The sequence below is a fragment of the Robertmurraya dakarensis genome, from assembly GCF_900156875.1.
GTDB classification, from domain to species: Bacteria; Bacillota; Bacilli; order Bacillales; family Cytobacillaceae; genus Robertmurraya; species Robertmurraya dakarensis.
Map to the genome: position 1 here is coordinate 5,288 of NZ_LT707408.1, position 21,805 is coordinate 27,092.

At 38.5% G+C, this 21,805-nt stretch carries 24 protein-coding genes, 1 rRNA gene and 2 other annotated features; all 25 genes read left to right on the top strand.

What is annotated here, in order from left to right:
• Positions 1–34: 34 nt before the first annotated feature.
• The 25 genes from rrf (at position 35) to CZ487_RS00910 (ending at position 21,533) form a co-directional block, all read left to right on the top strand.
• Positions 35–151 (top strand): 5S ribosomal RNA (rrf, locus tag CZ487_RS00790).
• A 340-nt stretch (positions 152–491) separates the two neighbouring features.
• Positions 492–953 carry a CtsR family transcriptional regulator gene (locus CZ487_RS00795; protein WP_077210446.1) on the top strand — a complete coding sequence of 154 codons (462 nt, stop codon included), beginning with the start codon at positions 492–494 and terminating at the stop codon, positions 951–953.
• 26 nt (positions 954–979) lie between these two features.
• A complete protein-coding gene (locus CZ487_RS00800) occupies positions 980–1,531 on the top strand; it encodes a protein-arginine kinase activator protein McsA (protein ID WP_077211812.1) in 552 nt (183 codons plus the stop codon).
• Complete coding sequence (locus CZ487_RS00805) at positions 1,532–2,596, top strand: protein-arginine kinase McsB (protein ID WP_077210447.1); 1,065 nt, start codon at positions 1,532–1,534, stop codon at positions 2,594–2,596.
• 23 nt (positions 2,597–2,619) lie between these two features.
• On the top strand, positions 2,620–5,058 hold the full coding sequence (clpC, locus tag CZ487_RS00810) for an ATP-dependent protease ATP-binding subunit ClpC (protein WP_077210448.1): 2,439 nt from the start codon (positions 2,620–2,622) through the stop codon (positions 5,056–5,058).
• Positions 5,059–5,241: 183 nt separating this feature from the next.
• Positions 5,242–6,627 (top strand): DNA repair protein RadA, encoded by a 1,386-nt coding sequence (radA, locus tag CZ487_RS00815; RefSeq protein WP_084783101.1) that lies wholly within the window; start codon positions 5,242–5,244, stop codon positions 6,625–6,627.
• 187 nt (positions 6,628–6,814) lie between these two features.
• The gene (gene disA, locus CZ487_RS00820; RefSeq protein WP_084783102.1) at positions 6,815–7,888 is read left to right on the top strand and encodes a DNA integrity scanning diadenylate cyclase DisA; all 1,074 of its coding nucleotides are present in this window, start codon (positions 6,815–6,817) and stop codon (positions 7,886–7,888) included.
• Positions 7,889–8,113: 225 nt separating this feature from the next.
• Complete coding sequence (locus CZ487_RS00825; RefSeq protein WP_077210450.1) at positions 8,114–9,199, top strand: PIN/TRAM domain-containing protein; 1,086 nt, start codon at positions 8,114–8,116, stop codon at positions 9,197–9,199.
• 18 nt (positions 9,200–9,217) lie between these two features.
• Entirely contained in the window at positions 9,218–9,898 is a 681-nt protein-coding gene (ispD, locus tag CZ487_RS00830; protein WP_077210451.1) for a 2-C-methyl-D-erythritol 4-phosphate cytidylyltransferase, read from the top strand.
• A 73-nt stretch (positions 9,899–9,971) separates the two neighbouring features.
• The gene (gene ispF, locus CZ487_RS00835; RefSeq protein WP_077210452.1) at positions 9,972–10,457 is read left to right on the top strand and encodes a 2-C-methyl-D-erythritol 2,4-cyclodiphosphate synthase; all 486 of its coding nucleotides are present in this window, start codon (positions 9,972–9,974) and stop codon (positions 10,455–10,457) included.
• Between the two features lie 87 nt (positions 10,458–10,544).
• Positions 10,545–12,005, top strand: a complete 1,461-nt coding sequence (gene gltX, locus CZ487_RS00840) for a glutamate--tRNA ligase (protein ID WP_077210453.1) — start codon at positions 10,545–10,547, stop codon at positions 12,003–12,005.
• Between the two features lie 41 nt (positions 12,006–12,046).
• Positions 12,047–12,279: a binding site (T-box leader), on the top strand.
• A gap of 114 nt (positions 12,280–12,393) precedes the next feature.
• Positions 12,394–13,056, top strand: coding sequence for a serine O-acetyltransferase (cysE, locus tag CZ487_RS00845; RefSeq protein ID WP_077210454.1), 663 nt, complete (start codon positions 12,394–12,396; stop codon positions 13,054–13,056).
• A complete protein-coding gene (cysS, locus tag CZ487_RS00850) occupies positions 13,046–14,443 on the top strand; it encodes a cysteine--tRNA ligase (protein WP_077210455.1) in 1,398 nt (465 codons plus the stop codon). The genes cysE and cysS overlap by 11 nt, the downstream gene beginning before the upstream one ends.
• Before the next feature lie 4 nt (positions 14,444–14,447).
• The gene (locus CZ487_RS00855) at positions 14,448–14,867 is read left to right on the top strand and encodes a Mini-ribonuclease 3 (protein WP_077210456.1); all 420 of its coding nucleotides are present in this window, start codon (positions 14,448–14,450) and stop codon (positions 14,865–14,867) included.
• A gap of 2 nt (positions 14,868–14,869) precedes the next feature.
• Positions 14,870–15,610 carry a 23S rRNA (guanosine(2251)-2'-O)-methyltransferase RlmB gene (gene rlmB / locus CZ487_RS00860; protein WP_077210457.1) on the top strand — a complete coding sequence of 247 codons (741 nt, stop codon included), beginning with the start codon at positions 14,870–14,872 and terminating at the stop codon, positions 15,608–15,610.
• A gap of 6 nt (positions 15,611–15,616) precedes the next feature.
• Entirely contained in the window at positions 15,617–16,126 is a 510-nt protein-coding gene (locus tag CZ487_RS00865) for an NYN domain-containing protein (protein WP_077210458.1), read from the top strand.
• A 70-nt stretch (positions 16,127–16,196) separates the two neighbouring features.
• A complete protein-coding gene (gene sigH, locus CZ487_RS00870) occupies positions 16,197–16,856 on the top strand; it encodes an RNA polymerase sporulation sigma factor SigH (protein ID WP_077210459.1) in 660 nt (219 codons plus the stop codon).
• 134 nt (positions 16,857–16,990) lie between these two features.
• Positions 16,991–17,134 carry a 50S ribosomal protein L33 gene (rpmG, locus tag CZ487_RS00875; protein WP_077210460.1) on the top strand — a complete coding sequence of 48 codons (144 nt, stop codon included), beginning with the start codon at positions 16,991–16,993 and terminating at the stop codon, positions 17,132–17,134.
• Positions 17,135–17,189: 55 nt separating this feature from the next.
• Complete coding sequence (gene secE / locus CZ487_RS00880; protein ID WP_077210461.1) at positions 17,190–17,369, top strand: preprotein translocase subunit SecE; 180 nt, start codon at positions 17,190–17,192, stop codon at positions 17,367–17,369.
• A gap of 243 nt (positions 17,370–17,612) precedes the next feature.
• Positions 17,613–18,146 (top strand): transcription termination/antitermination protein NusG, encoded by a 534-nt coding sequence (gene nusG / locus CZ487_RS00885; RefSeq protein ID WP_077210462.1) that lies wholly within the window; start codon positions 17,613–17,615, stop codon positions 18,144–18,146.
• Between the two features lie 256 nt (positions 18,147–18,402).
• Complete coding sequence (rplK, locus tag CZ487_RS00890; protein ID WP_139339510.1) at positions 18,403–18,828, top strand: 50S ribosomal protein L11; 426 nt, start codon at positions 18,403–18,405, stop codon at positions 18,826–18,828.
• Positions 18,829–18,956: 128 nt separating this feature from the next.
• A complete protein-coding gene (gene rplA, locus CZ487_RS00895; protein WP_077210463.1) occupies positions 18,957–19,652 on the top strand; it encodes a 50S ribosomal protein L1 in 696 nt (231 codons plus the stop codon).
• A 65-nt stretch (positions 19,653–19,717) separates the two neighbouring features.
• Positions 19,718–19,868, top strand: a sequence feature (ribosomal protein L10 leader region).
• A gap of 33 nt (positions 19,869–19,901) precedes the next feature.
• Positions 19,902–20,402 (top strand): 50S ribosomal protein L10, encoded by a 501-nt coding sequence (rplJ, locus tag CZ487_RS00900; protein ID WP_077210464.1) that lies wholly within the window; start codon positions 19,902–19,904, stop codon positions 20,400–20,402.
• A 60-nt stretch (positions 20,403–20,462) separates the two neighbouring features.
• Positions 20,463–20,828 carry a 50S ribosomal protein L7/L12 gene (gene rplL, locus CZ487_RS00905; RefSeq protein WP_077210465.1) on the top strand — a complete coding sequence of 122 codons (366 nt, stop codon included), beginning with the start codon at positions 20,463–20,465 and terminating at the stop codon, positions 20,826–20,828.
• 99 nt (positions 20,829–20,927) lie between these two features.
• Positions 20,928–21,533, top strand: coding sequence for a class I SAM-dependent methyltransferase (locus CZ487_RS00910; protein ID WP_077210466.1), 606 nt, complete (start codon positions 20,928–20,930; stop codon positions 21,531–21,533).
• Positions 21,534–21,805: the final 272 nt, after the last annotated feature.

A 21,805-nucleotide genomic window follows, 5' to 3' on the forward strand; every position in this document is an offset into this window, starting at 1 on the left:
GCAAGCCAACAGGGAAGTAATTCAATGCAGCAGGCTTGGTGACGATGGCGAGAAGGTCACACCCGTTCCCATACCGAACACGGAAGTTAAGCTTCTCAGCGCCGATGGTAGTTAGGGGCTGTCCCCTTGTGAGAGTAGGACGTCGCCAGGCAATATTAAAGAGTATCCATTTGGATGCTCTTTTTTGTTATTCGCTGTTAATTTCCTGATAACCCTAAATAGCCAGTGAATTGCCTCTGTAATACACCTTTGAACCCTGTATCAATCCATTCCTATATTCAATAATTTAAATTTCTATGAATTTGTAAATGAAGACAAAGGAATTCAACATCTTTTTAGAGAATACCTTTTTAAGCTCATTCGTTTCGACAATAACGTTTGAGAATGTGGAAATTTGGGGAAATTATTAAAGTGTTGTTCATTGCAAATGGGTATATTTTTCATGTATAATTAAAGTCAAATATAGTCAAAGTCAGATAGGAGGGGGTTTAGTGAGAAACATCTCCGATATCATCGAACAATACTTGAAACAGGTATTAGAATTAAGTGAAAAAGAGATTGTTGAAATCAAGAGAAGTGAGATTGCGGACAAATTTCAATGCGTTCCCTCCCAAATAAACTATGTAATAAATACCCGTTTTACCATCGAAAAAGGATATGCAGTAGAAAGTAAAAGGGGTGGTGGGGGATATATCCGCATCATGAAGGTAAAATCCTATGATCATGCACATCTTATTGACCAACTGCTCTCTTTAATCGAGAATCGAGTCTCACAAAACAGCGCTGAAAACGTAATACTTCGACTTGTGGAGGAAGAAGTCATCTCTAAAAGAGAAGCTAAAATTATGTTAAGCGTAATGGATAGATCTGTTCTATACATTGATCTTCCTTATCGTGATGAACTACGTGCAAGAATGCTGAAGGCTATGCTCACCACTTTAAAATATAAATAAGAGTAAGAGCTTTAGAGGTGATTGAAGTGATATGTCAAGAGTGTCAGGAAAGACCAGCAACATTACATTTCACAAAAATAAATAACGGTGAAAAAACGGTTTTTCATTTGTGTGAAAAGTGTGCACAGGAAAAAGGAGAAACCTTTATGGCCAATGGAGGTTCAGGTTTCTCGTTATCAAATTTACTATCAGGGTTGTTAAATATGGATCATTCCTTTCAACCAGCGCAAAAGAGTCCTTTCTATCAAAAGGAGATCTTGCAATGTCAGGAATGCAGTATGACTTATCAGGAGTTTACCCAGATTGGTAAGTTTGGATGCGCTAACTGTTATGAAACCTTTAAGGAACAAATTAAACCTATTTTAAGAAAAGTTCATTTTGGTAACTTATCTCATAATGGCAAGATTCCGGAACGAATTGGCGGAACGATCCATATTCGTAAAAATATCGAGGATTTAAAGCAAAAAATGAAAGAATACATCTCCCTTGAAGAATTCGAACAAGCAGCAGAAATCCGTGACAGAATTCGGTCACTTGAGAAACAATTGAATGACCAACGCAGCGAGGGAGGGATGTAAATGTCACTGGAACGCTTTTTAAATCAGGCAGTTAGCTCTTGGATGAGCGCTGAAGGGCCTGATTCTGATATTGTTTTAAGTTCACGGATTCGACTAGCTCGAAATATCCGGAATTTTAAATTCCCTACAGTTTTTACAAGTGAAGAAGCAAGTGAAGTGATTCAGGCAGTTGATCAAAGTGTACAAAGCCTATCTAATTCTGAACTTGGAAAGCTGGAACTTTTAGTGATGGATGAGCTTCAGCCTCTTCAAAAAAGGGTCCTTGTTGAAAAGCATTTAATCAGTCCGTTTTTAGCGGAACATTCTACTCTCGGTGCCTGTCTGCTTTCCGAAAATGAAGAGGCTAGCATCATGGTCAATGAGGAAGATCACATTAGAATTCAGTGCTTATACCCTGGACTGCAAATCACAGAGGCATTAAAATTAGCGAATCAAATTGATGATGCGATCGAACAAAATTTAGACTATGCTTTTGATGAGGAAATAGGCTACTTGACAAGTTGTCCAACTAATGTTGGGACTGGAATGAGGGCATCGGTCATGATGCACTTGCCTGGGCTTATTTTAACACATCAATTGAATAGAATAATTCCAGCCATAAATCATCTCGGATTAGTTGTACGCGGTATATATGGAGAAGGAAGTGAAGCCCTCGGAAATATTTTTCAAATTTCTAATCAAGTTACACTTGGTAAGTCAGAAGATGATATTGTAGAGGATTTAAAAAGCGTTGTTTCACAGTTGATCTCTGAAGAAAGATCAGCTAGAGAAGCATTAGCGAAAACTTCTAACATACAATTAGAAGATAGAGTATTTAGGTCCTATGGAGTTTTGGCTAACAGCCGTATCATTGAAACGAAAGAAGCCGCAAGCTGCCTTTCTGATGTACGGCTTGGTATAGATATGGGATATATCAAAAATATCTCTAAAAATATATTAAATGAGTTAATGATCCTTACACAACCAGGTTTTTTACAGCAGTATGCAGGTGGTCCACTAAGACCAAATGAACGAGATATTAGACGTGCTTCGTTAATTAGAGAGAGATTGAACTTGGAAAATTAATCTTAGTTGGGAGGAAAAAAACCATGATGTTTGGACGATTTACAGAAAGAGCTCAAAAGGTACTGGCATTAGCACAAGAGGAAGCGAATCGACTAGGACATAATAATATTGGAACAGAGCATATTTTATTAGGACTTGTTCGTGAAGGGGAAGGAATTGCTGCAAAGGCTCTTTATGCATTAGGATTAGGGTCTGAAAAAATTCAGCAAGAAGTTGAGAACTTGATTGGGAGAGGCCAGGATGTTTCTCAAGTTCCCCATTATACACCCAGAGCCAAAAAGGTAATTGAATTATCTATGGATGAAGCGAGAAAACTAGGTCATTCCTATGTCGGTACTGAACATATCCTACTTGGACTGATTCGTGAAGGCGAAGGAGTAGCTGCTAGAGTTCTAAATAATTTAGGTGTGAGCCTAAATAAAGCGCGCCAGCAAGTATTGCAACTGCTAGGCAGCAGTGAGTCAAGTGGACATCAGGGAGGTTCGGCTGCAAGTGCAAATACACCAACTCTTGATAGTTTAGCAAGAGATTTAACAGCAATTGCACGTGAGGGAAGCTTGGACCCTGTAATAGGCAGAGCTAAGGAAATTCAGCGTGTGATTGAAGTATTAAGCAGAAGAACGAAAAATAACCCGGTTCTGATTGGGGAGCCTGGAGTTGGTAAAACAGCGATTGCTGAAGGGCTTGCTCAACAGATCGTCAATAATGAAGTGCCAGAAATCCTTCGTGATAAACGTGTTATGACATTGGATATGGGTACGGTTGTTGCGGGTACAAAATATCGTGGTGAATTTGAGGACCGTCTTAAAAAGGTTATGGATGAGATTCGTCAAGCGGGAAACATTATTCTCTTTATTGATGAGCTTCATACATTAATTGGTGCAGGGGGCGCAGAAGGGGCAATTGATGCTTCTAACATCCTAAAGCCATCATTAGCTCGTGGAGAACTTCAATGTATTGGAGCAACAACCCTAGACGAATATAGAAAGTATATTGAGAAGGATGCAGCGCTTGAACGTCGATTCCAGCCGATTACAGTTGATGAACCAACTTCTGAAGAATCTGTTCAAATCCTAAAAGGTTTAAGAGATCGATATGAAGCGCATCACCGTGTTTCGATTACGGATGAAGCTATTGAAGCAGCTGTCAAACTATCCGATCGATATATTTCCGACCGTTTCCTTCCGGATAAAGCGATTGACTTAATTGATGAAGCAGGTTCAAAGGTTCGTCTTCGTTCGTATACTACGCCTCCTAACTTAAAAGAGCTTGAAGTGAAGCTTGAAGAAGTTAGGAAAGAAAAAGATGCTGCAGTTCAAAGTCAGGAATTTGAAAAGGCTGCTTCATTAAGAGATTCTGAACAGCGTCTGCGTGAACAGCTGGAAGAAACGAAGAAGACATGGAAAGAAAAACAAGGTACAGAGAATTCAGAAGTTACCGTAGAGGATATTGCCAGCGTTGTATCCAGCTGGACGGGGATTCCAGTATCAAGGCTTGCCCAAACTGAAACAGATAAATTACTTAACTTAGAGAAGATTCTCCATTCACGTGTCATAGGTCAGGAAGAGGCCGTAAATGCCATTTCAAAGGCTGTACGCCGTGCCCGTGCCGGTTTAAAGGATCCGAAAAGACCAATTGGTTCATTCATTTTCCTTGGCCCAACAGGGGTAGGGAAAACAGAGCTTGGCCGTGCATTAGCTGAAGCAATGTTTGGTGATGAAGATGCGATGATTCGCGTTGATATGTCAGAGTACATGGAAAAGCATTCAACTTCTCGATTAGTTGGGTCACCTCCAGGGTATGTAGGTTATGAGGAAGGCGGACAATTAACGGAGAAGGTACGCAGAAAGCCTTATTCTGTTATCCTGCTCGATGAGATTGAAAAGGCCCATCCAGATGTCTTTAATATTCTTCTTCAAGTTTTAGAAGACGGGCGTCTAACGGATTCAAAAGGAAGAACAGTAGATTTTCGTAATACGGTGTTAATTATGACATCGAACGTTGGGGCGGAGTCATTAAAACGTAATAAATACGTTGGCTTTAATCTTCAGGATGGTGAACAGGATTACAAAGATATGAAAGGAAAGGTAATGGAGGAACTAAAACGAGCTTTCCGTCCAGAATTCCTGAACCGTATTGATGAAATTATTGTATTCCATGCACTTGAGAAGAAGCATCTGAAGGAAATTGTAACGCTATTGTCAGAACAGCTTATTAAGCGTTTGACAGAACAAGATATTACGTTAGAATTAACAGATGCAGCCAAAGAAAAAATTGCAGATGAGGGATATGATCCTGAGTATGGTGCACGTCCATTAAGAAGAGCCATTCAGAAACATATTGAAGACCGTTTATCAGAGGAGCTATTAAAAGGAACAGTCTTAACTGGCCAGCGTATCATCATTGATGTAGCGGATGGTGAATTTACTGTAAATACTAATCAACCGCAATTAAATAAATAATTCAAGAGATAACAAGAGGTATACGTATTTTGCTGCGTATACCTCATTTTTATTATCCTTCCGATTAAAAGGATGATATTACCGCTGCGTATATATGTTTAGATACGTGTATTTTAAAAGGTTTTGTATTATTGTTAAGTTAAAATAGATCCATAATAACTTGGGATGAGGATGAGGAGTAAAGTGAAAAAGGTAAAAACAGTTTATGTTTGTTCGAGTTGTGATCATCAGCACCCTAAATGGCAGGGTTTTTGTAATAGTTGCGGAGAGATGGGGACGTTAAAGGAAGAAACAAAAGGCGGCAGTTCGATGCAAACGAAGCCCCAGGTTACTAAAAGCTCCGTTGCGGTCAAGCGCCTGATTGATACTAATTCTTCAAAAAGCGATCGTATGATTACTTCAATCTCTGAATTTAATCGAGTGATGGGTGGTGGGATTGTTAAGGATTCCCTCTCTATTATTACTGCTGTACCAGGTGCAGGTAAGTCAACTTTGCTTCTTCAAGTGAGTCAGGATCTGGCGTCAAAGGGCTATAAGGTGTTATACGCCTCAGGAGAAGAAAGCGAGAGTCAAATCAAAAATAGAGCTGAACGAATTTTGGAAGATATTCATGAAAACATATGGATTCATTCAGATACTAGTATGAATCACGTTCTTGGAATTATAGAGGACATAGATCCTGACATTATTATTATTGATAGTATTCAAACATTTGTTTTGGACGAGTTCCCGTCAAGGCCGGGCAGTCCTACACAAACAATGGAGTGTGCGAACGCAATGCTGAAAGTGGCTAAGAGTTCGGACCGTCCTAGGGCAGTCATGATGGTTGGGCAAATGACAAAGGATAATGAACTTGCTGGCTTAAGGGCACTTGAACATTTAGTTGATACCGTGTTGATACTAGATGGCGAACATGGGGAGGAACTAAAGCAGCTTTCAGCTAGTAAGAATCGCTATGGGAGTACAGGAGAGATGGGCTTCTTTGCAATGGAAGAGCATGGATTAAGAGCCATTGATAATCCTTCTGAGTTCTTTATTACACAGCGCAATGAAGTTGTAAGCGGCAGTGCATTGACGGTGATTAAAGAAGGAACAAGGCCGATTATTGTGGAGGTTGAAAGTTTAGTAACGCCAACATATACTCCGTATCCATCAAGGATAGGAGAGTGCATGAGGAAGGATCAGCTTAGTACGTTAACAGCGATCCTTGAGGAAAGAGCTGGCTTGCAGATGTTAACGCAAAATGTCGTGATTAAGACGACTGGGGGGATACGGCTAAAAGAACAGTCAAGCAACCTGGCTGTTTTAATGAGTATCGTCTCTTCCTATAAACATCAAGGGATACCTAACGATGTGGTGTTTATAGCTGACATTGGCTTAACCGGAGAGTTAAAAAAGGTTCCAACTTTAGAGGCTAGAATAAGAGAACTAGAACGGATGGGTTATAAGAAGGTGTATATAGCTAGGAATGCACTGCGCCATCCAGGAGCATTTAAGGATATTCAAGTTGTTACTTGCAATACATTATCCGATGTTATCAATCATGTTTTCAATTCGTCCCCATTTTAAAATAGTGCAAAACTGGATTCATAAAGAGTCCAGTTTTTTTATAAGTATAATTGTTGTTGCGCATAATTCTTGTTGATAACCATATGCTTCTATTGAGAGGATAATTATTTATTTTTCTGAAGTGCTAATCATATATATGTAATAAATTTACATACTATAATCAAATAATAAATAAGGGGGCTGAAGGGTGGAAAGCAGAAAGCTAAACGAGACAACAATGAAAGAAATACTTCAATTGATTGCTCCGGGAACACCCATTCGAGAGGGCATTGACAATGTTCTCCGTGCAAATACAGGGGGGCTGATTGTATTTGGCTCTACAGAGAGTGTGAAAAGCATTGTGGATGGCGGTTTTCAAATTCATTGCCCCTTTACCCCTAGTTATTTATACGAGTTGGCAAAAATGGATGGTGCCATAATCTTAAATGAAGAGGGTAACAAAATTTTAATAGCAAATGCTCAGCTTGCACCGGATCCTAGTATCCCCTCAACCGAAACAGGTATGCGGCATCGCACAGCTGAACGTGTAGCTAAGCAGACGAAAACACTGGTAATAGCTATCTCTCAAAGGAGGAATGTCATTACCCTTTATCAAGGCAACTTCCGCTACGCACTAAGAGATATAGCAGTTATTCTCACAAAGGCAAACCAAGCAATACAAACGCTTGAAAAGTATAAAGCGGTTTTTGAACAAAGTATGGCGAATTTGGGTATTTTAGAGTTTGAGGAAATGGTTACTTATAATGATATTATAAAGGTTATCCGGCGCTTTGAAATGGTGTTAAGAATTAAGAATGAACTTCTTACCTACCTTAGTGAACTAGGTACGGAAGGCAGACTAATTCGTCTGCAAATGAAAGAACTTCTTACAGATATGGAAAGAGAAGCGGCTCTCATTATAAAGGACTATGCTGTGACAAAGGATTTGGATCCTAATTTAATTATTAGTAAGCTTCAGGAAATGTCACATGGTGAGATGCTCGAGGATACTGCCGTTCTCAGGCTGCTCGGTTATAATGGATACGTACATCTTGATGAATTTAAGTGTCCTAGAGGATATAGAATGTTGAATAAAATTACACGTTTACCGCCAATTATTATTGAGAATTTGGTAGAACAATTTAAGGAACTGCGTCATGTGATTGCTGCATCAGTGGCTGAACTAGATGATGTAGAAGGTATTGGTGAGGTGAGAGCAAGAAAGATAAAAGAAGGGCTGAAATTGATTAAAGAACAGCTTTTTGCTGATCGGCGCTTATAAAAAAACGTTGATTATACCTATTCGAGTATGGTAGAATGATATGTTTAATTATTTGACTATATATGGCTTCGGTGCTAACCTATAAGAGACGTCCCTAACTATTTTTGTTGAGGGAGATTAATTTATAACAACGATATTTCAGCATGATAACATTAATAAAATTCTCTGTAATATTAGGTTTCAAAATGCTGATTTTGTTTATAATGTATAAAAGGAGGTGAAGGAATGTTAAAACGAATCGTTCAAGCCTGCTTCCTTATTACAGGTGGTACGCTTGGTATTTTTTTAATCCCGGAGCTATTAATTCTATTGAATTTTAATGACATTCCAATGATCAATAATCCATATGTAACCGCCATTTTAGGAGCTATTATTTTTTATCTTATTTCTTTTTGGGCGGTTGATCATGTTGTTAATTTTGTAAAATGGTTTGAAGAAACACTTGTAAAGGCCCCGATTATGGACATTCTTTTCGGAAGTGTTGGTTTACTATTTGGATTAGTGGTTGCTTTTATTCTTGGATATGCACTTAATTCGATTGAAGTTCCGATTATTAATACAGTAGCACCAATCCTTGTTACACTTCTTTTTGGCTATTTAGGTTTTCAAGTAGGTCTAAAAAAACGGAATGAAATCATGTCATTGTTTACAAGACCGAAGAAAAAAGGCGGAGATGAAGAACAAGAAGTGCCTGAAAAGCAGCACACTCTAAAAATCCTGGATACAAGTGTTATAATTGATGGGAGAATTGCAGATATTTGCCAAACTGGTTTCCTAGAAGGAACGATTGTCATCCCTCAATTTGTATTAGAAGAATTGCAGCATATTGCCGATTCGTCAGATGTATTAAAAAGAAACAGAGGGCGAAGAGGGCTGGATATTTTAAATCGCATCCAAAAAGAGCTGGCCATCAATGTTGAAATTTATGAAGGTGACTTCGAGGAAATTCAAGAAGTGGACAGTAAATTAGTTAAATTAGCAAAACTGACTAGTGGTGCCGTCGTAACCAATGATTTTAATCTGAATAAGGTTTGTGAATTACAAAAGGTTGCTGTGCTAAATATCAACGACCTTGCTAATGCCGTCAAACCAGTGGTACTTCCAGGAGAAGAAATGAGTGTACAAGTTATAAAAGACGGTAAAGAACAGAATCAAGGTATTGCCTATCTAGATGATGGTACAATGATTGTTGTAGAAGGCGGCCGCGATTATATTGGCAAGCATATTGATGTGCTTGTAACTAGTGTTCTGCAGACATCTGCAGGCAGAATGATATTTGCAAAACCAAAATTATTAGAAAAAGCTTTGTAGATAGATAGGGGTTTTCACATGGCTTACCAGGTCATCATTCCAGCCGCAGGGCAAGGAAAAAGAATGGGAGCAGGGAAGAATAAACTTCTCCTTACACTTAACGATATTCCAATTTTTGTTCATACTTTAATGGTTTTTGAAAATGATGAGAAATGCGATGGAATTATTCTAGTTATATCTCCTAACGATGAAGAAACATTTAAAGATCTCATATCTAATTATCAAATTCATAAGGTTACAGCTATCGTTTATGGTGGAAAGGAACGTCAAAATAGTGTATATAATGGGTTGAAAGCGGTCCAATCAAGTGAAGTTATTTTAGTTCATGATGGAGCAAGACCTTTTATTGACATAGACACAATTCACGCACTAGTTGATGAAGCAAATATACATGGTGCAGCGGTTGTAGCTGTTCCTGTTAAAGACACGATTAAACGAGTGGAAAACAATGAAGTGATTGAAACGGTTGAACGGTCTAGCTTGTGGGCGATCCAAACCCCACAAGCTTTTCGTGTTCCTTTGCTGTTAGAGGCACATCAATGGGCAGAGGAAAACGGTTATACCGGCACGGATGATGCAAGTTTAGTTGAAAAAATCAATAAGCCTGTAAAGATTGTACAGGGAAGTTATGATAATATTAAGCTGACTACTTCAGAAGACCTATACTTTGCTGAAGCGATTATGAAAAAGCAGAAATAAAAACAAATTGGTGTTATCCCGCTTTCCGGCGGAAATTAGCTTGAGAAATATTTCCTTGAAAGGTGAGTAAAGAATGTATCGAATTGGACAAGGCTTCGATGTTCATCAATTAACAGAGGGAAGACCATTAATAATTGGCGGAATTGAAATTCCATATGAAAAGGGATTGCTAGGACACTCTGATGCAGATGTACTTCTACATACAATTGCAGATGCATGTTTAGGAGCGATTGGGGAAGGAGATATTGGCAGGCATTTTCCTGATACTGACCCTGCTTTTAAAGATGCAGATTCAGGGAAGCTTCTTGAGCATGTTTGGCAAATGGTGAAAGATAAAGGTTATAAGCTCGCGAATGCAGATTGTACCATAATCGCCCAAAAGCCAAAAATGGCTCCATATATTGACCAAATTAAAGAAAGAGTAGCTCAGCTTTTAGAATGCAGCCAGGAAGAGATTAATGTGAAGGCAACGACAACGGAACAGTTAGGCTTCACGGGCCGCGGAGAAGGAATTGCGGCACAAGCTGTGGTGCTTCTGCAGAAAAATACTGAAATCTAATTTGGTTATTATATAAGAGTCAGTTTTACTTTATATTGAAGTTTTGGAATGATAGAATAACTTCGAAAAACGTTTAGGAGGATCATTATGTCAAATGATATTCGTGTCCGTTATGCGCCAAGCCCGACAGGACATTTACATATTGGAAATGCTAGAACAGCATTGTTTAACTATCTTTTTGCCAGAAATAAAGGCGGCAAATTTATTATTCGCATTGAAGACACTGATAAAAAGCGGAATATCCAAGGTGGAGAAGAAAGCCAGCTGAAGTTCTTAAATTGGCTTGGAATGGATTGGGATGAAAGTGTGGATAAGGATGGGGGCTTTGGACCTTACCGTCAGTCGGAGCGAAATCATCTTTATCAAAAATATTATAACGAACTGCTTGAAAAAGGACTTGCCTATAAATGCTATTGTACAGAAGAAGAGCTTGAGGCTGAACGAAACCTTCAAACAGATACAAATGAAATTGCCGGCTACTCAGGGAAGTGCTGCAACTTATCAGAGGAAGATAAGGCTCAATATGAAAAAGAAGGAAGACAGCCAAGCATTCGCTTCCGTGTTCCTGAAGGGAAAGTCTATGCTTTTGATGATATGGTTAAAGGGCATGTTTCGTTTGAGTCTGATGGTGTTGGCGGAGATTTCGTTATTGTGAAAAAGGATGGAACACCAACCTATAATTTTGCTGTTGCTGTTGATGACTATCTTATGAAGATTTCCCATGTTCTCCGTGGAGATGACCATATTTCAAACACACCTAAGCAATTAATGATCTATGAAGCGCTAGGCTGGGAAGCTCCTGTATTTGGACATATGACGTTAATTGTTAATGAAAGTCGTAAAAAGCTTAGCAAGCGTGATGAATCCATTATTCAGTTTATTGAACAATATGAAGAACTTGGTTATTTGCCTGAAGCTTTGTTTAACTTTATTGCTTTACTGGGATGGTCTCCATCAGGTGAAGAAGAAATTTTCTCTAAAGAAGAGCTAATTAATATCTTTGATGCTGACCGACTTTCAAAATCACCAGCATTATTTGATAAACAGAAGCTGGCTTGGATGAATAATCAATATATTAAAAAGCTTGATATCGAAAAGTTAGTGGAGATCTCCTTGCCGCATCTTATTAAAGCGGGACGTGTCAGCGAAAATATGACAGGGGAAGAATTGAAGTGGGCAGAGGATTTAATCGCTTTATATCAAGAGCAAATGAGTTTTGGTGCAGAAATCGTCGACTTATCAGGATTGTTCTTCAAGGATGAGATGGAAATGGATGAAGAGGCAAAGGCGGTCATTAGCGATGAAGATGTACCTCAAGTACTAACTGCTTTTCTGAATGAGGTAGACAACATGGAAGAGTTCACTGCAGAAGGGATCAAAGCTTCAATTAAGGCGGTTCAAAAGCAAACGGGACAAAAGGGCAAAAAGCTGTTTATGCCAATTCGTGTGGCCACTACGGGTCAAATGCATGGACCAGACCTTCCAAAGGCTATTGCTCTGTTAGGAAAAGAAAAGGTAAAGAGTCGTTTAAGCAGTATTATTAGTTAACATTTTAGAAAAAATGTAATATAGTAAAAGTACCAGAATAGATGAAAATGTAGATGAGGAAAAGTAGAAAAGTAATGCTTTAAAGAGAGGACCATCATCGGCTGAAAGTGGTTCAAGCCCCTTGCTTTTTGAAATGCACCTCTGAGTCCCTTTTCGAAAAAGATGCTGTTAGCTTTAGTAGATTTGGGCGGATTCCTTCCGTTAACAGGATTGAGTTGAGGCTGACTTATCAGCCTAAACAGAGTGGAACCGCGCGCATGAAAGCGTCTCTGTCGTTATGACAGAGACGCTTTTTTACTTTTTTAAAAAGGCCTAATTAATTTAAAAATAAAAGGGTTAAGAAAGTAGGAGAAACATCTTACAAACTGTTAGGAGGGGGACGTTCCTTATGTTTAAAACACTTAAGGAAGACGTAGAGGTTGTTTTCGAACAAGACCCAGCAGCCAGAACCTACTTGGAGGTTATCTTAACCTATGCTGGTTTACATGCGATATGGGCTCATCGGCTAGCACATGGTTTATATAAGCGGAAATTTTACTTTATTGCTCGTGTTATCTCACAAATCAGCAGATTTTTTACAGGGATTGAAATACATCCGGGAGCAAAAATAGGAAGAAGATTATTTATTGACCATGGAATGGGTATTGTCATTGGTGAGACCTGTGAGATTGGCGATAATGTTACCATTTTTCAAGGAGTGACGCTTGGCGGTACTGGAAAAGAAAAAGGAAAGCGGCATCCTACTATTAAAAACAATGTATTGATAGCGACTGGTGCAAAGGTACTTGGGTCCCTTACCGTTGGCGAAAATTCAAAAATTGGCGGGGGATCAGTTGTACTTAAAGATGTACCGCCTAATTCAACGGTCGTTGGTATTCCTGGCAGAGTGGTGATTCAGGATGGAGTCAGGGTTGGCAAGAAAGACTTAAACCACGCCAACCTGCCAGATCCAACAGGGGATCGGTTTAAAAAAATGGAAGATACCATACATGAACTGAAGAAAAAAATTGAGGAACTTCAGCAAGAAAGGGGATTAAAACATGGCAATTAAAATTTATAATACATTAACGAGGAAAAAGGAGGACTTTATTCCGCTCGAAGAAGGAAAGGTCAAGATGTATGTTTGCGGGCCTACTGTTTATAATTATATTCATATAGGAAATGCTCGGCCTGCCATCGTATTTGATACAGTGAGAAGATACCTGGAATTTCGTGGATATGATGTGAATTATATCTCCAATTTCACTGATGTCGATGACAAACTAATTCGTGCTGCGAAAGAACTTGGCGAGGAAGTACCTGATATTGCGGACCGATTTATTCAAGCATACTTTGAGGATGTTGACGCGTTAGGCTGTAAAAAAGCGGATGTACACCCTAGAGTAACGGAAAACATGGATATTATTATTGACTTTATCAATACGTTAATCCAAAAAGGGTATGCCTATGAATCTGAAGGGGATGTTTATTACCATACTCGCAAGTTCCAGGAATATGGTAAGCTATCTCATCAATCGATAGATGAACTGCGTGTCGGAGCAAGGATTGCAGTAGGTGAGAAAAAGCAGGATTCGCTCGATTTTGCTTTATGGAAAGCGGCAAAGCCAGGAGAGATTTCTTGGGATAGTCCTTGGGGGCAAGGTCGACCTGGATGGCATATTGAATGCTCCGCGATGGCGCGAAAATACCTCGGGGATACAATTGATATTCATGCAGGGGGGCAGGATTTAGCTTTTCCGCATCATGAAAATGAGATTGCTCAATCGGAAGCATTAACGGGAAAAAGCTTCAGTCGTTATTGGATGCATAATGGGTATATTAATATTGACAATGAAAAAATGTCAAAGTCATTAGGGAACTTTGTTCTTGTTCATGACATTATCAAGGTCCATGACCCACAAGTATTACGATTCTTTATGTTGTCTGTTCACTATCGTAATCCAATTAACTATACGCAAGAGCTGCTTGAAAATACGAAGTCTGCATTAGATCGAATAAAGACTTCCTATCAAAATTTAAAACACCGAAAAGAAGCAAGTACAGAACTAACAGATGATAATCAAAAATGGATTGACCAAATAAAAAAATTACATGATCAGTTTATTAAAGAAATGGATGATGACTTCAATACAGCAAATGGGATCTCCGTTCTGTTTGAGCTTTCTAAGCTGGCAAATCATTATCTTCTTGAAAAGAACACTTCAGTTTCTGTCATTGAAGAGTTTATGAAAGAGTTTGAGGCCTTATTTAATGTTTTAGGTTTAACGCTTGAAAAGGAAGAATTGCTGGACGAGGAGATTGAGGCCTTAATTCAAAAAAGAATTCAAGCAAGAAAAGATAGAGATTTCCAATTGGCGGATAAAATCCGAGATCAACTAAAGGATATGAACATCATCTTAGAAGATACCGCTCAAGGGACACGCTGGAAAAGAGGCTGAACGAATGCTTGAATACGATAATAAACTTGATGTAAAACAACTCAATAGCCTAGCTCTCGCATACATGGGTGACGCTGTATTTGAAATTTATGTTCGGCGTCACTTGCTTCAAAGCGGGAAGGTGAGACCGCATCAGCTGCATAAAGAGGCCACAGGTTATGTATCAGCTAAAGCACAAGCTGAAATCATCCATCATTTTCTCGATAGACAGTTATTATCAGATGAGGAAGTGGCTGTTGTTATGCGAGGGCGCAATGCGAAATCAGGTTCTATTCCGAAAAATACAGATGTTCAAACATACAGGTATGGTACTGCTTTTGAAGCGTTAATAGGTTATTTGTACTTGTTGAATCAGGCAGACCGGTTGGAAGAACTGATTGTCGCTGCCTTCGAGTTGATAAACGAAAAGAAAGGAGGAGAGTAACTGTGAACCAGGATTATATTATTGGAAAAAACCCTGTAATCGAAGCGTTGAAATCAGAAAGAGATGTAAACAAAATTTTAATAGCGGAAGGTTCTCAAAAAGGACAAATGCAGCAAGTAATTGGTCTTGCAAAAGAACATAATGTTCTCGTTCAGTTTGTGCCAAAGAAAAAAATTGACCAGATGGTGGAGGGGAATCATCAAGGTGTAATAGCGCAAGTAGCCGCTTATCAATATGCTGAAATAGATGATTTATTTGCATCTGCAGAGAAAAAGAATGAAGCCCCTTTCTTTATTCTTTTAGATGAAATTGAAGACCCGCATAATTTAGGATCTATTATGAGGACGGCTGATGCTGTAGGTGCGCACGGAATCATTATCCCTAAGCGCAGAGCAGTAGGTTTAACAGCCACGGTTGCAAAGGCATCTACCGGTGCGATTGAATACATTCCAGTTGTTCGTGTTACAAATATGGCAAGAACCATCGATGAATTAAAGGATAGAGGAGTGTGGATTGCTGGAACAGATGCGAAAGGAAAGGAAGACTTCCGTTCTTTTGATGGCACTCTGCCGCTGGGACTTGTTATTGGCAGTGAAGGAAAAGGAATGGGCCGCTTGATTCGTGATAAATGTGATTTTCTTATTTCTTTGCCAATGAAAGGACATGTCACCTCTTTAAATGCATCGGTAGCAGCATCTCTTCTGATGTACGAAGTTTTTCGAAAACGTTACCCGCTTGAGTGATTAGTAATGGATATACTGATAGTGGATGGCTACAACATCATTGGGGCATGGCCTGAACTTCGGGCCTTGAAAAATAAAGATTTATCAGCCGCTAGAGACCGTTTGATTGAAAAGATGGCAGAATACCAAGCTTACTCAGGTTATAAAGTAATCGTTGTTTTTGATGCGCATTTTGTGAAAGGAACGGAAAAAACGTTTAAAGATCATAAAGTTCAGGTTATTTTCACAAAAACAAATGAAAGTGCAGATGAAAGAATTGAAAAACTTGCCATTGCATTAAATAACCGAAAAACACAAATTCATGTTGCGACCTCTGATTATACGGAGCAATGGCAGATCTTTGGTCAAGGAGCACTAAGGAAATCGGCGCGTGAACTACTAATAGAAATGGAGTCAGTTGAAAAACGTATTGAAAAAAAGGTCAAAAATATTCAAGCTGAAGCTCCCAATTCTAAGATCCCAATTAGCAGGGAAGTTGCAGAAATTTTTGAAAAATGGCGCAGAGGAGAGCAATGAACGGTTGACGCCTTAAAATACCCTACTGTATAATATTTCTAACTAGCGTTGTGCGGTCGGAGGGATCCCAGTGAGTGCTGACTACAAGACAAAGAACAACGAAAATCATTTAGATTTTATGAAGCTTGAAGATGAAGAGATAGTGGAATTGGTTCATAATGGTACGGGTGATGCATTAGATTACTTAATTCACAAGTATCGAAATTTTGTTCGAGCAAAGGCAAGATCATACTTTCTAATCGGTGCTGATAAAGAGGACATCGTACAAGAAGGGATGATCGGCCTTTATAAGGCTATTCGTGATTTTAGAGAGGACAAGTTAACTTCTTTTAAAGCGTTTGCAGAGCTCTGTATCACCAGACAGATTATTACGGCTATTAAAACAGCTACAAGGCAAAAGCATATTCCGTTGAATTCGTATGTATCATTGGACAAGCCCATCTATGATGAAGAGTCCGATCGAACATTAATGGACGTTATTTCGGGTGCGAAAGTAATGGACCCGGAAGAGCTTATTATTAACCAAGAGCAATTTGATCACATTGAAGTTAAAATGGCTGAGCTGTTAAGTGATTTAGAACGAAAGGTTCTTGCGTTATATTTGGATGGACAATCTTATCAGGAAATTTCAGAAGAATTAAATCGTCATGTTAAATCAATCGACAATGCCTTGCAAAGAGTAAAGCGGAAACTTGAGAGATACTTAGAAATTAGAGAGTTGACACTGTAATTAACCTTACTCTTTTTGATATTAATGAAAACGGTCTTATTGTAAGAGTTACCTTTTACCTAACATTGACACAGACATTTGTCCATGATAAAGTTTTAAGGACAAAATATGATAGGACATAGTGGGTGGCAATAATGATAAAAAAGGTTGCTCTTGCCTGCTCAGAATGTGGTTCAAGAAATTATTCTACCACTTCGAAAAAGGAATCTGAGCGTTTAGAATTAAAGAAGTTTTGTAATAACTGTAATAGTCATACCATTCATCGTGAAACGAAATAATCTGTTTCATCTTAGATAAACCTTAGCATCTGCAAGAAAGTTGGAGGTCTCACTCATGCAACGCATCGTAAATTTTTTTAAAGAAGTCGGCCGTGAAATGCGTAAGGTTAGCTGGCCAAAACGAAAAGAGTTAACGAACTATACAGTAACCGTACTTATAACAGTTATCTTCTTTTCGCTTTTCTTTGCTGTCATTGATTTAGGCATTTCTGAATTGATTCGTTTAATTCCTTGAATAACACCTGTGTAGTAATGGTATAATGGAAATAAACACAGGAACAACAGTAAAGCCCGGAAACGGGTTTTTTAATTTGCAAAAAAATTAAACATGCAAGAAACTATAATTTTTTAGGCTCTTCTTGGTTTAAACGCCGTTAACAAGGATAAAGGATTATTCCAGCGATAACCGTTCGATAGAATTTGTCTGTGAAAAGCCTATTTAATGATGATGGGGAGGGAAGGACGTTTGTCCTGTTAGATGGAAAAGAACTGGTATGTTGTTCATACTTACTCAGGTTACGAAAATAAAGTAAAGACCAACTTAGAGAAACGTGTAGAAACAATGGGAATGAATGATAAGATTTTCCGAGTGATCGTACCTGAAGAAGAAGAAACAGAAGTAAAAGATGGTAAAAAGAAGGTAGTAAAACGAAAGGTGTTTCCTGGCTACGTATTAGTAGAGTTAGTCATGACTGATGATTCATGGTATGTAGTTCGAAATACGCCAGGGGTGACTGGGTTTGTAGGTTCAGCAGGATCTGGATCAAAACCAACACCATTATTACCGGAAGAAATTGCTACAATCCTAAAAAGTCTGGGTGTTGACGAAAAGCGTATCGACATTGACTTTGAACTTGGTGAGACTGTACGTGTTAAAGAAGGCCCATTTGCTAACTTTACTGGTTCAATCGAAGAGATTGATAAGGATAAAGCAAAGTTGAAGGTGCTTGTGAACATGTTTGGACGTGATACACCGGTTGAGCTTGATTTTACACAAATTGATAAGTTGTAATGAATTGTCCAACAATGGACAAGCATTAAATGGTCTTGAAGAAATATATTCTGTAAGTTAGCAGTTCATAAATTTAACAATTCCATTTATTTTTAAAAAAACTTGAAATCAAGATCGAAAAGTGATAATATTTCAAAGGTCAGTATGTCTTAGATAAGACAAGATTGCCAAGGTCTTTCTAAAATGAAAGACTTATTAGATGAGTGGGAGGGTTTATCCCTATTACCACATCACGGACTTTAAGGAGGTGTGTCTCGTGGCTAAAAAAGTAATTAAGGTTGTTAAATTGCAAATCCCTGCAGCTAAAGCTAATCCAGCGCCACCAGTAGGACCAGCACTAGGTCAAGCAGGTGTTAATATCATGGGATTCTGTAAAGAGTTCAACGCTCGTACGGCTGAACAAGCTGGTTTAATCATACCTGTTGAAATTACGGTTTTTGAAGACCGTTCATTTACATTTATTACGAAAACTCCACCTGCTGCCGTTCTTCTAAAGAAAGCAGCTGGAATTGAGTCAGGTTCTGGTGAACCAAACCGTAATAAAGTAGCAACAGTTAAGCGTGATAAAGTACGCGAGATTGCTGAGTCAAAAATGCCTGATTTAAATGCAGCTAGCGTCGAAGCAGCTATGCGCATGGTTGAAGGTACTGCACGCAGCATGGGTATCACGATCGAAGACTAATCCATGCTAAAAGGTTAGGGTTCTAGGGGTTGCGACGTTGAATTTGGTTTCACTCGCAACCTTTATTGCGTCTAACATTGAGTGGGAGGTTATTCCGCTAAAACCACAATATTTAGGAGGAAATTATAATGCCGAAAAAAGGTAAGAAATATATAGAAGCTGCAAAGCTTGTAGATCGTACAAAAGCTTACCCAGTTGTTGAAGCAATCGAATTAGCTAAGCAAACAAACACAGCTAAATTTGATGCAACTGTAGAAGCTGCTTTCCGTCTAGGAGTAGACCCTAAGAAAGCTGACCAACAAATCCGTGGAGCAGTAGTACTTCCAAATGGTACTGGTAAAACGCAACGCGTTCTTGTTTTCGCTAAAGGCGAAAAGATGAAAGAAGCTGAAGCGGCTGGAGCAGATTATGTTGGAGATGCTGAATACATCAACAAAATCAACCAAGGCTGGTTTGAATTTGATGTAATCGTTGCTACACCAGACATGATGGGTGAAGTTGGTAAACTTGGCCGTGTATTAGGACCTAAAGGTTTAATGCCAAACCCTAAAACTGGTACAGTTACATTTGATGTAACAAAAGCAGTTAACGAAATTAAAGCAGGTAAAGTTGAGTACCGTGTAGATAAAGCTGGAAACGTTCATGTTCCAATTGGTAAAACATCATTTGATAACGAAAAGCTTGTTGAAAACTTCAACACTATTTTCGATACAATGATGAAAGCTAAGCCAGCTGCTGCAAAAGGAACTTACATGAAGAATGTTACTGTAACTACTACTATGGGACCTGGTGTAAAAGTAGATCCTTCATCTGTAGCGAAGTAATATTTTACCAAATTGATGTGATTGACAAACAGAATCTAACTTTATATAATAGATTTTGTTGTTAAAAATAAATAACATTTGTACCGCAGACAGTAGGTGCTTAACGGCTTAATTTCCTACCGAGGTAATACGATAGAAAAACATGATTGTTCGTTTTTTACGACTATTGTATATCTCCTCCATGTCTGGTTGATGTGGAGGTTTTTATATGAACGGTATGAATGTAGCAAATTCACAGGAGGTGTAAAAATGGGCAACGCTATCGAACTAAAGAAACAAGTCGTCGAAGAAATTGCTGACAAACTAAAAAACAGCGTATCAACAATTGTTGTTGATTACCGCGGTCTTAACGTTGCGGAAGTAACTGAACTTCGTAAACAACTTCGTGAAGCTGGAGTTGAATTCAAAGTTTACAAAAACTCTTTAACACGCCGTGCATCTGAAGCTGCTGAACTTGCAGGTTTGAATGACGCACTAACTGGTCCAAACGCAATTGCGTTCAGTACGGAAGATGTTGTTGCTCCTGCTAAAATTTTAAATGAGTTCTCTAAAAAGAATGAAGCTCTTGAAATTAAAGCAGGTGTTATTGAAGGAAACATTGTATCTGTTGAGGAGATCAAAGCACTTGCAGATCTACCATCACGCGAAGGTTTACTTTCAATGTTACTCAGCGTACTTCAAGCTCCTATTCGCAATCTTGCTCTTGCTGCAAAAGCTGTGGCAGATCAAAAAGAAGAACAAGGCGCATAAGTTGAAATTAATCTCGTTCTATTAAAATAAAACAAAACATTCCAAGGAGGAAATTTTATCATGACTAAAGAACAAATCATTGAAGCAGTTAAAAATATGACTGTTTTAGAATTAAATGACTTAGTAAAAGCAATCGAAGAAGAATTTGGTGTAACTGCTGCAGCTCCTGTAGCTGTTATGGGTGGAGCTGCTGCTGGTGGCGCTGCTGAAGAAAAAACTGAATTTGATGTTGTTCTTGCTTCTGCAGGAGATCAAAAAATCAAAGTTATCAAGGTTGTACGTGAAATCACTGGCCTTGGACTTAAAGAAGCTAAAGAAGTTGTTGATAACGCTCCGAAGCCACTTAAAGAAGGCGTTTCTAAAGAAGAAGCTGAAGAAATCAAAGCTAAACTTGAAGAAGTTGGAGCTAACGTTGAAGTTAAGTAATAATGAATTAAAAAAAAGTCCGCTGCAAAGCGGGCTTTTTTTGCTTTTTCAAAAAATATCATTTATAATTCGTTCGGGATAGTAGAAAGAGGTGACTCTATGGGTGATCATTATTACTCTCGTGAACCTAAGGTGGAAAGCAACCCGATTTATTGGGAATATACACTAAGGAATAATAGGTTCAAATTTAAGACTGATCAAGGAGTTTTTTCAAAAAGCGAAGTGGACTTTGGGTCAAGATTATTGATTGAAATGTTCGAGTACCCTTCTGTTGATGGAGATATTTTGGATGTAGGCTGCGGGTACGGTCCTATTGGGTTATCTATTGCAAAGGAATCCAACAGGAACGTACATATGGTAGATGTCAATGATCGTGCGCTTGGTCTAGCAAAGGAAAATGCACAATTAAATGGTATTTCAAATGTCTCAATATACGAAAGTGATCGTTTATTAAATGTAAAGCATAGTCAATTTGCAGCTATTCTTACTAATCCCCCGATTCGTGCAGGGAAAAAAGTAGTGCATGATATTTTTGTGCAGAGCTTTGATCACTTGTGTAATGGTGGTGAGCTTTGGGTTGTTATTCAAAAGAAACAAGGAGCTCCATCTGCAATCGATAAGATGACTGAGCTTTTTGGAGATGTTGAAATCGTTGAAAAGAAAAAAGGCTATTTTATTTTACGCGCGAAAAAATATTTGACTTGACATTTTCGCTATGTTAATATTATAAAATGCCAACATAATATTTTATGGTTCTCTTACTATTTTTTGTGTTTACTGTATAAAGTTGGAATAGCAAGGGAAAACTAACAAAATAATAGTTCGTATTATGAAGATGTGGTTTTTGAGATTAAAAACCCTTTTTCTTTTTGTCTTATGAGAAAGGTGGTTTGGAGCAAGTGGTTGTTTAGCTCCGGCGCCTCGTATAGCTCTTTTAGAACACAAATCAAACCGTCTAAATGGTTATGGATAGTAAA

Bases quoted from the DNA above. Each gene is read 5' to 3' on its own strand.
- rpmG (WP_077210460.1), top strand. From the start codon at position 16,991: ATGATAAAAAAGGTTGCTCTTGCCTGCTCAGAATGTGGTTCAAGAAAT.
- CZ487_RS00910 (WP_077210466.1), top strand. From the start codon at position 20,928: ATGGGTGATCATTATTACTCTCGTGAACCTAAGGTGGAAAGCAACCCG.
- CZ487_RS00855 (WP_077210456.1), top strand. From the start codon at position 14,448: ATGCTTGAATACGATAATAAACTTGATGTAAAACAACTCAATAGCCTA.
- rplJ (WP_077210464.1), top strand. From the start codon at position 19,902: ATGGGCAACGCTATCGAACTAAAGAAACAAGTCGTCGAAGAAATTGCT.
- nusG (WP_077210462.1), top strand. From the start codon at position 17,613: ATGGAAAAGAACTGGTATGTTGTTCATACTTACTCAGGTTACGAAAAT.
- CZ487_RS00865 (WP_077210458.1), top strand. From the start codon at position 15,617: ATGGATATACTGATAGTGGATGGCTACAACATCATTGGGGCATGGCCT.
- ispD (WP_077210451.1), top strand. From the start codon at position 9,218: ATGGCTTACCAGGTCATCATTCCAGCCGCAGGGCAAGGAAAAAGAATG.
- clpC (WP_077210448.1), top strand. From the start codon at position 2,620: ATGATGTTTGGACGATTTACAGAAAGAGCTCAAAAGGTACTGGCATTA.
- CZ487_RS00805 (WP_077210447.1), top strand. From the start codon at position 1,532: ATGTCACTGGAACGCTTTTTAAATCAGGCAGTTAGCTCTTGGATGAGC.
- secE (WP_077210461.1), top strand. From the start codon at position 17,190: ATGCAACGCATCGTAAATTTTTTTAAAGAAGTCGGCCGTGAAATGCGT.
- CZ487_RS00825 (WP_077210450.1), top strand. From the start codon at position 8,114: ATGTTAAAACGAATCGTTCAAGCCTGCTTCCTTATTACAGGTGGTACG.
- cysE (WP_077210454.1), top strand. From the start codon at position 12,394: ATGTTTAAAACACTTAAGGAAGACGTAGAGGTTGTTTTCGAACAAGAC.
- rplA (WP_077210463.1), top strand. From the start codon at position 18,957: ATGCCGAAAAAAGGTAAGAAATATATAGAAGCTGCAAAGCTTGTAGAT.
- gltX (WP_077210453.1), top strand. From the start codon at position 10,545: ATGTCAAATGATATTCGTGTCCGTTATGCGCCAAGCCCGACAGGACAT.
- ispF (WP_077210452.1), top strand. From the start codon at position 9,972: ATGTATCGAATTGGACAAGGCTTCGATGTTCATCAATTAACAGAGGGA.
- cysS (WP_077210455.1), top strand. From the start codon at position 13,046: ATGGCAATTAAAATTTATAATACATTAACGAGGAAAAAGGAGGACTTT.
- rplL (WP_077210465.1), top strand. From the start codon at position 20,463: ATGACTAAAGAACAAATCATTGAAGCAGTTAAAAATATGACTGTTTTA.